The organism is Amycolatopsis sp. NPDC004747 (genome assembly GCF_053601335.1).
Window position 1 is genome coordinate 151285 of sequence record NZ_JBSGBQ010000020.1, and the last position, 12914, is coordinate 164198.

12 protein-coding genes are annotated in these 12914 nt (G+C 72.6%); 10 read left to right on the forward strand and 2 right to left on the reverse strand.

Going from position 1 to position 12914, the window contains the following annotated elements; all coding sequences use genetic code 11:
• Positions 1-116 precede the first annotated feature (116 nt).
• The 3 genes from ACWEGE_RS29930 to ACWEGE_RS29940 are packed head-to-tail and all read left to right on the forward strand — an operon-like array spanning position 117 to position 2760.
• A complete protein-coding gene (locus ACWEGE_RS29930; RefSeq protein ID WP_449663777.1) occupies positions 117-704 on the forward strand; it encodes an ArsR/SmtB family transcription factor in 588 nt (195 codons plus the stop codon).
• Positions 701-1963 carry an MFS transporter gene (locus tag ACWEGE_RS29935; protein WP_449663778.1) on the forward strand — a complete coding sequence of 421 codons (1263 nt, stop codon included), beginning with the start codon at positions 701-703 and terminating at the stop codon, positions 1961-1963. Before ACWEGE_RS29930 ends, ACWEGE_RS29935 begins: the two co-directional genes overlap by 4 nt.
• Positions 1927-2760, forward strand: a complete 834-nt coding sequence (locus tag ACWEGE_RS29940; protein ID WP_449663779.1) for a metallophosphoesterase family protein — start codon at positions 1927-1929, stop codon at positions 2758-2760. The genes ACWEGE_RS29935 and ACWEGE_RS29940 overlap by 37 nt, the downstream gene beginning before the upstream one ends.
• Here the strand turns inward: ACWEGE_RS29940 and ACWEGE_RS29945 are convergent.
• Positions 2755-3300, reverse strand: coding sequence for a CGNR zinc finger domain-containing protein (locus tag ACWEGE_RS29945; RefSeq protein ID WP_449663780.1), 546 nt, complete (start codon positions 3298-3300; stop codon positions 2755-2757). The two genes, ACWEGE_RS29940 and ACWEGE_RS29945, sit on opposite strands and share 6 nt — an antisense overlap.
• Before the next feature lie 38 nt (positions 3301-3338).
• On the opposite strand from ACWEGE_RS29945, the gene ACWEGE_RS29950 reads away from it, so the two are divergent.
• Positions 3339-4274: a phosphotriesterase family protein gene (locus tag ACWEGE_RS29950; protein WP_449663781.1), complete on the forward strand. Its 936-nt coding sequence runs from the start codon at positions 3339-3341 to the stop codon at positions 4272-4274.
• 1 nt (position 4275) lies between these two features.
• Here ACWEGE_RS29950 and ACWEGE_RS29955 read toward each other — a convergent pair whose 3' ends face one another.
• Positions 4276-5181: a PAC2 family protein gene (locus ACWEGE_RS29955; protein WP_449663782.1), complete on the reverse strand. Its 906-nt coding sequence runs from the start codon at positions 5179-5181 to the stop codon at positions 4276-4278.
• Positions 5182-5219: 38 nt separating this feature from the next.
• Between ACWEGE_RS29955 and metH the strand changes: the two genes are divergently transcribed.
• The 6 genes from metH to hisG all read left to right on the forward strand — a co-directional run bounded on the left by metH (position 5220) and on the right by hisG (position 12778).
• Complete coding sequence (gene metH, locus ACWEGE_RS29960) at positions 5220-8765, forward strand: methionine synthase (RefSeq protein ID WP_449663783.1); 3546 nt, start codon at positions 5220-5222, stop codon at positions 8763-8765.
• 16 nt (positions 8766-8781) lie between these two features.
• Positions 8782-9444, forward strand: a complete 663-nt coding sequence (locus ACWEGE_RS29965) for an HAD family hydrolase (protein WP_449663784.1) — start codon at positions 8782-8784, stop codon at positions 9442-9444.
• 58 nt (positions 9445-9502) lie between these two features.
• Complete coding sequence (locus tag ACWEGE_RS29970) at positions 9503-10963, forward strand: AlkA N-terminal domain-containing protein (RefSeq protein WP_449663785.1); 1461 nt, start codon at positions 9503-9505, stop codon at positions 10961-10963.
• A 20-nt stretch (positions 10964-10983) separates the two neighbouring features.
• Positions 10984-11469, forward strand: coding sequence for a methylated-DNA--[protein]-cysteine S-methyltransferase (locus ACWEGE_RS29975; RefSeq protein ID WP_449663786.1), 486 nt, complete (start codon positions 10984-10986; stop codon positions 11467-11469).
• A 148-nt stretch (positions 11470-11617) separates the two neighbouring features.
• Complete coding sequence (locus ACWEGE_RS29980) at positions 11618-11881, forward strand: phosphoribosyl-ATP diphosphatase (RefSeq protein WP_410574699.1); 264 nt, start codon at positions 11618-11620, stop codon at positions 11879-11881.
• Positions 11882-11932: 51 nt separating this feature from the next.
• The gene (gene hisG, locus ACWEGE_RS29985) at positions 11933-12778 is read left to right on the forward strand and encodes an ATP phosphoribosyltransferase (RefSeq protein WP_449663787.1); all 846 of its coding nucleotides are present in this window, start codon (positions 11933-11935) and stop codon (positions 12776-12778) included.
• Positions 12779-12914: the final 136 nt, after the last annotated feature.

Here is a 12914-nt window from a genome sequence, read left to right on the forward strand (position 1 = left end):
CACTGCTCGGTGCAGTCACTGCCCCGCGAACGATAGCGAAGCCGGTTGACAAACCCGCAGGCGGCACCAAGTATGAAAGAGCACTTTCGAAAGAGTCCTTTCAGATTGGATGGGCGATGGCTGGGCTGCCCCCGCGCAAGCGGATCGAAGACGTCGAGCTCCTCCGAGCGCTGGCGCACCCGCTGCGGTCGGCGTTGCTGAACCACCTGACCGCCGTCGGCCCGCGCACCGCGAGCGAGTGCGCCGAGGCCGTCGGCTCGACCGCGTCCAACTGCAGCTGGCACCTGCGGCAGCTCGCGCAGTACGGCCTGGTCGAGCGGGCCGACGCCGAAGACGGCCGGGAGCGGCCGTGGCGTGCCCGGCAGGTCGGCCTGGAGATGGGCGAGCTGGCCGACGACCCGGCGCACCGGGCCGCGCAGCTGGGCGTGGTCGGCGCGCAGCTGACCCACGAGCAGGAGCTGACCCAGCGCTACCTGGACTCCCTCGACGACCTCGACCCGGCCTGGCGGGCCGCGACCGGGCTGTCGACCTACGCCCTGCGCGTCACCCCGGCGGAGTTGACCCGGCTGACCGAGGCGATCGACGCGCTGCTCCGCCCGTACGTCGGCGCCATCCGCGCCGACGCCCCGGCGGACGCACGGAGCGTCCACGTCGGCCTCCGGGCGTTCCCGCGCATCGGCCACTCGGGGAAGGCGGAGGAATGAAGCAGCTGCTGGGGGTTCCGGCGTTCGCGCGGCTGTGGGTGGCCGCGTTCTTCGGCGAGACGGCGGAGTGGGTGCTGCAGGTGGCGCTGCCGGTCTACGTCTTCCAGCGCACCGGCTCCGCGGCGACGACGGCGCTGAGCATCGTGCTCGGGCTGCTGCCGGCGGTGCTGCTCAGCCCGGTCGCCGGGGTCGTCGCCGACCGGTGGAACCGCCGCGCGGTGCTGTTCGGCGTCTGCTGCGGGCTCGCCGTCGTGGCGCTCCCGCTGCTGGCCGAACCCGGCGTCACCGTGGTGTACGCGGTGATGGCCGCCCAGGCGGCGCTGGCGTCGGTGTTCGAACCCGCCCGCAACGCACTCGTGCCGGAGCTGGTCGGGGTGGCGGAGGTGACCGCGGCCAACGGGCTGATGAGCGTGAACGGCAGCGTGGCCCGGCTGGCCGGCGGCTGGGCGGGCGGTGCGCTGCTCGGCTTCGGCGGGCTCACCGGCGTCGTCACCGGCTACCTGGCCGTCCTGGTGGTCGCCGCGGCCCTGCTGGCCAAGCCGTTCCGCCGGGTCGGCGCGCCGGTGGCGCCGCCCGGGCGGGAGCCGGTGCTGCGGGCCTGGCTGGACGGCCTGCGCGAGCTGACGCACAACCGGCGGCTGCGGCGCACCGGGCTCGCGCTGGTGGGCACCTCGGTGGCGCAGGGCATGTTCCTGGTGCTGTTCGTCGTCTTCGTGCTGGACGTGCTCGGCGGCAGCGAAGCCGACGCCGGCCTGCTGCGGGGCGTCCAGGCGCTCGGCGGGCTGGCCGCCGGGTTCGCGCTGGCCACCGTGGCCCGGCGGGTCGCGCCGGCCGCGCTGCTCGGCTGGGGCTCCCTCGCGCTGGGGCTGGTCTCGGCGCTGATCTGGAACCTGTCCCTGGCCACGACGGCGCTGGGACTCTACGTCGGGTTGTTCGTCGTGGCCGGGGCGCCGGGCGTGGTCGTCGGCGCCGGGGTGCTGTCGGAGATCCAGAGCGCGGTCGCCCCCGAGCGCGCCGGGCGGGTGCTGAGCACGACGTTCGCCGTGATCGCCCTGGGCACGACGGCCGGGTCGCTGCTGGCGGGGACGCTGGTGGCGACGACCGGGCCCGCCGTGCTGCTGAACGTCCAAGCCGGGGTCTACGTCCTCGCCGGTGCCCTGATGTTGGTCCGGAAAGGCGGGATCCGCACTGTTTCCCCGGCCGCGGTGGTTACGGTGGAGGGGTGCCGCACCTCTTCGCCACCAGCGACCTCCACGTGACCCACGAGGGCAACGGCCCGATCCTCGACTCGGTCGTCCCGGAAACCCCCGAAGACTGGCTGCTCGTGGCCGGCGACGTCGCCGAGCTGGCCGAGGCCACCATCGGGACGCTGAAGACCTTGCGCAGCCGGTTCGCGAAGGTCGTCTGGGTGCCGGGCAACCACGAGCTGTGGACGACGAAGAACGACGACTGCCAGCTGCGCGGCCAGGCCCGGTACGAGTACCTGGTCGAGCAGTGCCGCGAGATCGGCGTGCTGACGCCGGAAGACGAGTTCCCGGTTTGGCGGTACGGCTCGCGGCCGCTGACGATCGCGCCGCTGTTCCTGCTCTACGACTACAGCTGGCGGACGCCGGAAGCCGAGGGCAAGTCCCTGGAGGAGGCCCTCCGGCAGGCTCGCGAGGCCGGGGTGGTCTGCACCGACGAGTACTTCCTGTACCCGGACCCGTACCCCAGCCGCCAGGCGTGGTGCGAGGACCGGCTGAAGATCAGCACCGAGCGCCTCGACGCGATTCCCGGGGACCACGGCACGATCCTGATGTCCCACTGGCCGCTGCACCGGCACCCGACGGCGCCGCTGTACTGGCCGGAGTTCGCGCTCTGGTGCGGGACGACGAAGACCGAGGACTGGCACGTCCGCTACCGCGCGGAGATCGCCGTCTACGGCCACCTGCACATCCCGCGCAGCACCGAAGCCGACGGCGTCCGGTTCGAAGAGGTCTCGCTGGGTTACCCGCGCGAGTGGCGCAAGCGCGCGCGGGGCGCGGTGCCGATGCGCCGGATCCTGTGGCCCTCATGAGCCGTCGCGCCGCCGCTCCCTGAGCGCGCGCACCCGCCCGCGGCTGGCGCAGGCGGGGGACGGGCACCAGCGCCGCCGCCCGCCGGGATCGGCGAAGACGCCGCGGCAGTCCTGCTCCGGGCAGGCCCGCAGGTCGTGCCGCAGGGGCCCGGTGAGCCAGTCCGCGGCCTGGTGTGCCAAGCGGCCGAGCGCGTCGGCGGCGGTCGCGGGGGCGCTGCGGTGCAGCCGGTCGAGTGCGGCCAGGTGCAGCGGCTGGGCCTTGAGGAAGGGCGCCAGCGGGCTCACCTGGTCGGCCCGAGGCGAGCGCCCTTCGACCGCGCCGAGGGCGAGTTCGCGGAGGGCCTCGCGGAGCTGGTGGGCCGCGCGCACGTCGGCGTACGTGACCGGGGCGAGCGGGGTCAGCTCGACCTGGGCGAGCCAGTCGCGCAGCCGCTCGGCCGTCGGGATCCGCTCGACCGGCTGGGGGCCGAAGTGGCGGCCGCGGGTGGCCAGGAGGTTCAGCCAGGGGGCGCCCATGTCGAGGCGGAAGTCTTCGGACACCTCGCCATCGTAACGGTTGAGGCGTTACACTCGCCGTCGTGACTGGGGAACCCAAGGTCCGCACGGTGCTGGGTGACATCGATCCGGCCGAACTCGGCGTGACGAACTCGCACGACCACCTCTTCTTCGCCTCGAAGCTCCTGCCGGGCCAGGAGCTCGACGATCCGGTCGCCGCCGCCCACACGCTCCTCGAGTTCGCAGGGCGGGGCGGCAACGCGCTGGTCCAGTGGACGCCGTACGGCCTGACCCGGCGTACCCGCGAGCTCGCCTGGATGGCGGAGGAAATCGGCGTGCACGTGGTCGCGGCCACCGGCCTGCACCGCGCCGAGCACTACGCCCCGGTGATCCTCGGCCGCGTGCTCGACGATCTGGTCAAGGAGTTCGTCGCCGACCTGACCGAGGGGACCCAGCCCGCCGACCTGCCCGACGAGCCGCGGACCGGTCCGCGCGCCGGGCTGGTCAAGGTGGCCGGCGCGTTCCACACGATCGATTCGCACGCCCGGCTGACGATGACCGCGGCCGCGGTCGCCCACGAGGAGACCGGCGCGCCGATCGCCGTGCACCTCGAACTCGGCACGGCGGGCCTGGAGACGGTCGAACTGCTCTGCGGCAAGCTCGATGTTCCACCCGAAAAGGTGATCCTCGGGCACCTCAACCGGAACCCGGACCCGCAGCTGCACCGGGAGATCGCCGAGACCGGCGTGTTCCTCGGTTTCGACGGCCCGTCACGGGCCAACCACGCCACCGACCTGCGGCTCTTCGACGGCCTCCAGGCTCTCGTCGAGGCCGGTCACGGCGGGCAGATCCTGCTGGGCGGCGACACCACGACCGCCGCGGCCCGGAACCAGCCGGGCGCGGCCTACCTGCTCACCACGCTCGCGCCGCGGTTGACCAAGCTGCTCGGCGGCGACGTCGTCACGGCCATGCTGGTGGCGAACCCCGCGCGGGCGTTCGCCACCAGCTGGCGCAGGTGACTCAGCGCAGGCCGAAGCCCTCCTGCCCGCCGCCGCGGCCGCGGCGGCGCAGGTAGCGCTCGAACTCGGCGGCGATCTTGTCGCCGCTGACGTCCTGCTCGGTGACCTCGCTCTGGGCGTCCCCGCGCTCTTCGAGGCTGCGGACGTACTCGCTGATCTCTTCGTCCTCGTCGGCCATCTCGCTGACCGTGCGCTGCCACTCCTCGGACTGCTCCGGCAGCGCGCCCAGCGGGATCTCGACGTCGAGGATGTCCTCCAGCTTGTGCAGCAGCGCCAGCGTGGCCTTCGGGGACGGCGGGTGCGACACGTAGTGCGGCACCGCCGCCCAGATCGACACCGCCGGGATGCCCGCCTGCACGCAGTAGTCCTGCAGGATGCCGACGATGCCGGTCGGGCCCTGGTAGTTGTTCAGGTCGAGGCCGTACAGCGAAGCCGTGTCCTTGTCGTAGGCCGTTCCGGTGACCGGAACCGGCCGGGTGTGCGCGGTGTCGGCCAGCAACGCCCCCAGCGTCACCACGGTCGCGACGTCGAGCTGCTGGATGTGCTCCAGCAGCTCCGCGCAGAACGCGCGCCAGCGCATGTTGGGCTCGGGTCCCTGGACGAGGACGACGTCGCGGTCGAAGCCGTCGGGGCGGCACACCGACAGCCGCGTCGTGGGCCAGTCCACCCGGCGAGTGACGCCGTCCACCATCCGGACGGTCGGGCGGCTGACCTGGAAGTCGTAGTAGTCGTCGGGCTCCAGTTCCGCCAGCGGGGTGGCGTCCCAGTTCAGCTGCAGGTGCTCCACCGCGCGGCTGGCCGCGTCGCCGGCGTCGTTCCAGCCTTCGAAGGCGACGACCATCAGCGGGCGGGTGGGTTCGGTGCGGTCGCGGGGCGGCCGCGGGGTCTCGTCGACGGGCTCACTCACCGGACCAGCCTACGACCACCGGCCTTACCCTGTTCAGCATGTCCGACCGCCTGTCGTCACCGTTCCTCGATGCCCTCCGCACGCGTGTCCTGGTGGCCGACGGGGCGATGGGCACGGCCCTGCAGGCCCACGACCTGAGCCTGGACGACTTCGGCGGCCTCGAAGGCTGCAACGAGGTACTCAACGTCACGAGGCCGGACGTGGTCCGCTCGGTGCACCGCGGATACCTCGAAGCGGGCGCGGACGCCGTCGAGACCAACACTTTCGGGGCCAATTTCGCCAACTTCGCCGAGTACGGCATCACCGGGCGGATCTTCGAGCTGGCCGAAGCCGGCGCCCGGCTGGCCCGCGAGACCGCGGACGAGTTCTCCACCCCGGACCGCCCGCGGTTCGTGCTCGGCTCGGTCGGGCCGGGCACGAAGCTCCCGACGCTCGGCCACGCGCCGTTCACCACGCTGCGTGACGCCTACCGCGAGGAGGTCCGGGGCCTGCTGGCCGGCGGCGCCGACGCGGTGATCGTCGAAACCACCCAGGACATCCTGCAGACGAAGGCGTCGATCATCGGCGCGAAGCGGGCGATGGCCGCCGAGGGCAGGCAGGTGCCGATCCTCGCTTCGATCACCGTCGAAACCACCGGCACCATGCTGCTCGGCACCGAGGTGGGCGCCGCGCTGGCCGCGCTGGAGCCGCTCGGCATCGACGTCATCGGCCTCAACTGCGCCACCGGCCCGGCCGAGATGAGCGAGCACCTGCGGCAGCTGGCCAAGCACGCCCGGGTGCCGCTGTCGGTGATGCCGAACGCCGGCCTGCCGGAGCTCGGTCCGGACGGCGCCGTGTACCCGCTCGGCCCGGAAGCCCTGGTCGAGGCGCTCACCGGGTTCGTCCGGGAGTTCGGCGTCGGCCTGGTCGGCGGCTGCTGCGGGACGACCGACGAGCACATCCGGCAGCTCGCCGCCGCGGTGGCGGGCACCGCGCCGGTGCCCCGGCGGCCGCGGCCCGAGCCGGGCGTGTCGTCGCTCTACCAGGCGGTGCCGTTCAAGCAGGACGCCAGCGTGCTGATGATCGGCGAGCGGACCAACGCCAACGGCTCGAAGGCCTTCCGCACCGCGATGCTCGAAGGCCGCTGGGACGACTGCGTCGAGATCGCCCGCGAACAGACCCGCGACGGCGCCCACCTGCTGGACCTGTGCGTCGACTACGTCGGCCGCGACGGCACCGCCGACATGGCCGAGCTGGCCGGGCGCCTGGCCACGGCGTCCACCCTGCCGATCATGCTCGACTCCACCGAGGTCGCCGTGCTGCGCGCCGGGCTGGAACGCCTCGGCGGCCGGTGCGCGGTCAACTCCGTCAACTACGAGGACGGCGACGGGCCGGAGTCCCGGTTCACCCAGGTCATGGAACTGGTCAGCGAGTACGGCGCCGCCGTCGTCGCCCTGACCATCGACGAAGAAGGCCAGGCGCGGACCGCGCAGAAGAAGGCCGACATCGCGACCCGGCTCATCGAGGACATCACCGGGAACTGGGGCCTGCGGACCTCCGACGTCATCGTCGACGCGCTCACCTTCACCATCGCCACCGGCCAGGAGGAGTCCCGCCGCGACGGCATCGAGACGATCGAGGCCATCCGCGAGATCAAGCGCCGCCACCCCGAGGTGCAGACCACCCTGGGCCTGTCGAACATCTCCTTCGGCCTCAACCCGGCCGCGCGGCAGGTGCTGAACTCGGTGTTCCTGCACGAGTGCGTCCAGGCCGGGCTCGACACCGCGATCGTGCACGCGTCCAAGATCCTGCCGATGGCCCGCATCCCGGACGACCAGCGGGCGGTCGCCCTCGACCTCGTCTACGACCGCCGTCGCGAGGGCTACGACCCGCTGCAGGAGCTGATGGCCCTGTTCGAGGGCGTCAGCGCGGCGTCGTCCAAGGCTTCGCGGGCCGAAGAGCTGGCCGCGCTGCCCCTGTTCGAGCGCCTCGAACGCCGGATCGTCGACGGCGAGCGCACCGGCCTCACCGAAGACCTCGACGCCGCCCTCGAGCAGCGCCCGGCCCTGCAGATCATCAACGACACGCTGCTGTCCGGCATGAAGACCGTCGGCGAGCTGTTCGGCTCCGGGCAGATGCAGCTGCCGTTCGTGCTCCAGTCGGCCGAGGTGATGAAGGCCGCCGTCGCCCACCTCGAACCGCACATGGAAACCGGCGACGACTCCGGCAAGGGCCGGATCGTGCTGGCCACCGTCCGCGGCGACGTGCACGACATCGGCAAGAACCTCGTCGACATCATCCTGTCCAACAACGGCTACGAGGTGGTCAACCTCGGCATCAAGCAGCCCATCACGACCATCCTCGACGCGGCCGAGGAACACGGTGCCGACGCGATCGGGATGTCCGGCCTGCTGGTCAAGTCCACGGTGATCATGAAGGAGAACCTCCAGGAGATGAACTCCCGGGGTGTCTCCGCGCGATGGCCGGTGCTCCTGGGCGGGGCCGCGCTCACCCGGTCCTACGTGGAGAACGACCTGACCGAGCTGTACCTCGGCGACGTCCGCTACGCGCGGGACGCGTTCGAGGGCCTGCGGCTGATGGACGCGATCATGGCCGCCAAGCGCGGGGAGTCCCCGCTGCTCGACGCGGACGCGGAAAAGAAGCGCCAGGAGCGCAAGGAACGCCGCGAACGCTCGCTGCGGATCGCCGAGGCGCGCAAAGCCCGCAAGGTCGAGGAAGAAGGACCCCTGCCCGCCCGCTCTGACGTCGCCACCGACGTGCCGCTGCCGACCCCGCCGTTCTGGGGGTCGCGCGTGGTCAAGGGCGTCGCGCTCGCCGACTACGCCGCGATGCTCGACGAGCGCGCCACCTTCATGGGCCAGTGGGGGCTCAAGGGCGCCCGCGGCGGCGCCGGGCCGACGTACGAGGAGCTGGTCGAATCCGAAGGCCGGCCGCGGCTGCGCTACTGGCTCGACCGGCTGACCGCCGACGGCGTCCTGGCCCACGCGGCCGTCGTCTACGGCTACTTCCCGTGCGTCGCCGAGGGCGACGACCTGGTCGTGCTCACCGAGCCTTCGCCCGACGCGCCCGAGCGGGTGCGCTTCACCTTCCCGCGGCAGCGCCGCGACCGGCGGCTGTGCCTGGCCGACTTCTACCGGCCCCGCGAGTCCGGCGACGTCGACGTCGTGCCGTTCACCGTGGTCACGATGGGGCAGCCGATCGCCGACTACGCGAACGAGCTGTTCGCCGCCGACGCCTACCGCGACTACCTCGAGGTGCACGGCCTCGGCGTCCAGCTCACCGAAGCGCTGGCCGAGTACTGGCACCGCCGCATCCGGCAGGAGCTGACCTTCCCCGGCGGTGTGGCGGTCGCCTCAGAGGACCCCGACGACGTCGAGGACTTCTTCAAGCTCGGCTACCGTGGAGCGAGGTTCTCCCTGGGCTATGGCGCCTGTCCCGACCTCGAAGACCGGGCGAAGATCGTCGCCCTCCTCGAACCGGGCCGGATCGGCGTCAAGCTGTCCGAGGAGTTCCAGCTGCACCCCGAGCAGTCGACCGACGCGATCGTCTGCCACCACCCCGAAGCCAAGTACTTCAACACCTGATCTGGAGGACTCCACTGTGGACGGTCTCGGCGCCGTGTTGTGGGACATGGACGGCACCCTCGTCGATTCCGAGAAGCTGTGGGACGTCGCCCTCTACGAGACGGCGGACTGGCTGGGCGGCAAGCTTTCCGAGCAGCAGCGGATGACGCTCGTCGGGTCCAACATGGACGACACGTCGGCGTACCTGCTCGAAGTTGTCGGCCTTCCGGTGACGCCGGAGGCGATCGCGTCGACGGGGGAGGAGATCCGCCGCCGCACGGCCGGGCTGTTCGACGACGAGCTGCCGTGGCGCCCCGGCGCGCGCGAAGCACTGACGGCGGTGCGGGAAGCGGGCCTGCGCTCGGCGCTGGTCACCTCGACCGAGCGCGTCCTGACCGAGCTGGCGCTGAACACGATCGGCCGGGACTTCTTCGACGTCACCGTGTGCGGCGACGAGGTCGAGGGCCTCAACAAGCCGCACCCGCGCCCGTACCTCAAGGCCGCGGAGCTGCTGGGCGTCCCGCCCGAGCGGTGCGTCGCGGTCGAAGACTCGCCGCCGGGCACCGCCTCCGCGGTCGCGGCGGGCTGCACGGTCCTGGTGATCCCGCACGACGTCGACGTCGAGGCGGGGGACCGGCGGGTGTTCCGCGACTCCCTGGTGGGCATCGACGTGCCGGCGCTGGCGGCCCTGCTGGGGTGACCACGACCATGTCGCTTTTCCGCTAGCCCGGGTGCTCCGGATCCGCGATGCTGGACCGGTGCATGAGGACATCGAGCGGTGCCTGCGCGTCGTCCAGGCGAAGGACGCGCGCTTCGACGGGTGGTTCTACATCGCGGTCGTGACGACGAAGATCTACTGCCGGCCCAGTTGCCCGGTGGTCCCGCCCAAGCCGCGGAACATGACGTTCTACCCGAGCGCGGCGGCCGCCCAGCAGGCCGGGTTCCGCGCCTGCAAGCGCTGCCGCCCCGACGCCAGCCCCGGCTCGCCGCTGTGGAACGAACGCGCCGACCTGGTGGCGCGGGCGATGCGGCTGATCGCCGACGGCGTCGTCGACACCGAGGGCGTCCGCGGGCTCGCGGCCCGGCTCGGCTACAGCGTCCGGCAGGTCGAGCGGCAGGTGTTCGCCGAACTCGGCGCCGGTCCGCTCGCGCTCGCACGGGCCCAGCGCGCGCAGACCGCACGCACCCTCATCGAGACGACCACCCTGCCGATGACCGAGCTGGCCCTGGCCGCCGGGTTCGGCAGCATCCGGACGTTCAACGACACCGTCCGCGAGGTGTTCGCCCTCTCGCCGACCGAACTGCGGCAGCGCGCGAAGGGCAAGCCTTCGGCGGCCGGGGCGCTCGTCCTGCGGCTGCCCTACCGCAAGCCGCTGTGCCCGGACAACCTCTTCGGGCACCTCGTGGCGACCGGGGTGCCGGGCGTGGAGGAGTGGCGGGACGGCGCCTACCGCCGGACGCTGCGGCTGCCGCACGGCCACGGCGTCGTCGCGCTGCGCCCGGAGGACGGTCATATCGCCTGCCGGCTCACGCTGACCGACCTCCGGGACCTGCCGGCCGCCACCAGCCGGTGCCGCCGCCTGCTGGACCTCGACGCCGACCCGGTCGCCGTCGACGACCAGCTCGCCACCGACCCGCTGCTCGCGCCGCTGGTCGCGGCCGCACCCGGCCGCCGGGTCCCTCGCACGGTCGACGGCGCCGAGTTCGCCGTGCGGGCCGTGCTGGGCCAGCAGGTCTCGACGGCGGCGGCGCGGACCCACGCGGCGCGGCTCGTCGTCGCGCACGGCGAGCCGGTCGAGGACCCCGAAGGCGGCCTGACGCACCTGTTCCCGTCCCCGTCGGCGCTGGCTTCGCTGGATCCGGAGACCCTCGCGATGCCGCGCACCCGCCGTCGCACGCTGCTCGGGCTGGTCACGGCGTTGACCGACGGCCTGGACCTCAGCGCGGGCAGCGACTGGGAAGCGGCGCGGGCCGCCCTGAGCGCGTTGCCCGGCTTCGGGCCGTGGACGGTCGAAAGCATCGCGATGCGGGCGCTCGGCGACCCGGACGCCTTCCTCCCCACCGACCTCGGCATCAAGCACGCGGCGGAAACCCTCGGCCTCGGCGGGCAGGCCGCCGTCGCCGCCCGGTCCGCGGCCTGGCGCCCCTGGCGCGCCTACGCCACCCAGCACCTGTGGGCCACCGGTGACCACGCGATCAACCGGATGCCCGCCGCATGATCCCGGCAGGAGAACGAAGCATGCGCACCCACGCCGTCGTCGACAGCCTCTTCGGCCCGTTGACGCTGGTCGCCGAGGGCGACGCGCTCTGCGGCCTCTACATGGTCGGCCAGCGCCACCGCCCGGCCGAGCCGACCTTCGGCGTGCCCGACCCCGGCGCGGCCGTCTTCGACCGCGCCGAAACCGAGCTGAAGGAGTACTTCGCCGGGCAGCGGCAGGAGTTCGAGGTGCCGCTGGCCTTCGCGGGCACGCCGTTCCAGCAGCTGGTCTGGGCCGAGCTGCGCAAGATCCCGTACGGCACGACGATCTCCTACGGCCAGCTCGCCGACCGGCTCGGCAAGCCGGCGGCATCCCGCGCGGTCGGGCTCGCCAACGGCAAGAACCCGATCGGCATCATCGTCCCGTGCCACCGGGTGGTCGGCTCGAACGGCTCCCTCACCGGCTACGGTGGCGGCCTCGACCGCAAGCGCTACCTGCTGGACTTCGAACAGGGCGCGCTCTTCTGAGGCCCGGCCCCAGCCGGCCGCCGGGCACCCGCGCGGCCGGCTCGGTTCCCAGCCTGTGGGAGCAGGCGTCCACGGCAGTGTGAGATGGGCAGCACCCCCGGCGGGCCGGGGCGGCGCCGCGCGGTGCGGGATGGAAGGATTCCGCACCGTGAAGACCTTCGATGAGCTGTTCGCGGAGCTTGCCGAGCGCGCGCGTACCCGGCCCGAATCCTCCGGCACCGTCGCCGCCCTCGATGCCGGGGTGCACGCCCAGGGCAAGAAGGTGCTCGAGGAAGCCGGCGAGGTGTGGATCGCCGCCGAGCACGAGTCCGACGAGCGCCTCGCCGAGGAGATCTCGCAGCTGTTGTACCGGGTGCAGGTGCTGATGCTCGGCCGCGGGCTGTCGACCGAGGACGTCTACCGCTACCTGTGACGGGATTTCGCCCGGTGCTGGACCGGGCGAGCGATCGAGGAGAAGAGCGAAATGCTGCGTGTTGCCGTGCCGAACAAGGGAGCCCTCGCCGCCGCGGCGACGGAGATGCTCGGCGAGGCGGGCTACCGCAAGCGGCATGAGCAGCGCGACCTGACCGTGCTCGACCACGTCAACGAGGTCGAGTTCTTCTTCCTGCGTCCCAAGGACATCGCGATCTACGTCGGCTCCGGCGAGCTCGACCTCGGCATCACCGGCCGCGATCTCGCGCTCGACTCCGGCGCCCCGGTCGAGGAGGTCCAGGCGCTCGGCTTCGGCGGTTCGACGTTCCGCTACGCCGCCCCGGCGGGCCGGGACTGGAAGCCGGCGGACCTGCACGGCAAGCGGCTGGCGACGTCGTACCCGCGGCTGGTCCGCGACGACCTCGCCCGCCACGGCGTCGAGGCCGAGGTGATCCGCCTCGACGGCGCGGTCGAGATCTCGATCCAGCTCGGCGTCGCGGACGCGATCGCGGACGTCGTCGAGTCGGGCCGGTCGCTGCGGCAGAACAACTTGGTGGCCTTCGGCGACCCGATCTGCGTGTCGGAAGCGGTGCTGCTGCAGCGCCGCGGGACCGGGGAAAGCAAGGCGAAGTCGCAGCTGGCCGCGCGCCTGCGCGGCGTCGTGTTCGCCCAGCAGTACATGATGCTGGACTACGACTGCCCGCGGACGCTGGTGGAGCGCGCGATCGCGATCACGCCGGGCCTGGAGTCGCCGACGGTCGCGCCGCTCGCCCACGAAGACTGGGTCGCGGTGCGGGCGATGGTGCCGCGCAAGGAAGTCAACCGGATCATGGACGAGCTCGCCGAGGTCGGCGCGAAGGCGATCCTGGCGTCGGACATCCGCTCCTGCCGCCTCTGACCCCGTCGTGAGTGGTAAGGCGGGTTCCCACCCGCCTTACTTGCACCGCGGCCACCGGGAAGCCGCCGCGGTCGTCGCGCGGGAGATCGCCCACGACGACCAGGCCCCGCGTCACATCCGCGTCTCCGCCGCCCGG

Bases quoted from the DNA above. Each gene is read 5' to 3' on its own strand.
- ACWEGE_RS29930 (WP_449663777.1), top strand. From the start codon at position 117: ATGGCTGGGCTGCCCCCGCGCAAGCGGATCGAAGACGTCGAGCTCCTC.
- ACWEGE_RS29935 (WP_449663778.1), top strand. From the start codon at position 701: ATGAAGCAGCTGCTGGGGGTTCCGGCGTTCGCGCGGCTGTGGGTGGCC.
- metH (WP_449663783.1), top strand. From the start codon at position 5,220: ATGTCCGACCGCCTGTCGTCACCGTTCCTCGATGCCCTCCGCACGCGT.
- ACWEGE_RS29975 (WP_449663786.1), top strand. From the start codon at position 10,984: ATGCGCACCCACGCCGTCGTCGACAGCCTCTTCGGCCCGTTGACGCTG.
- hisG (WP_449663787.1), top strand. From the start codon at position 11,933: ATGCTGCGTGTTGCCGTGCCGAACAAGGGAGCCCTCGCCGCCGCGGCG.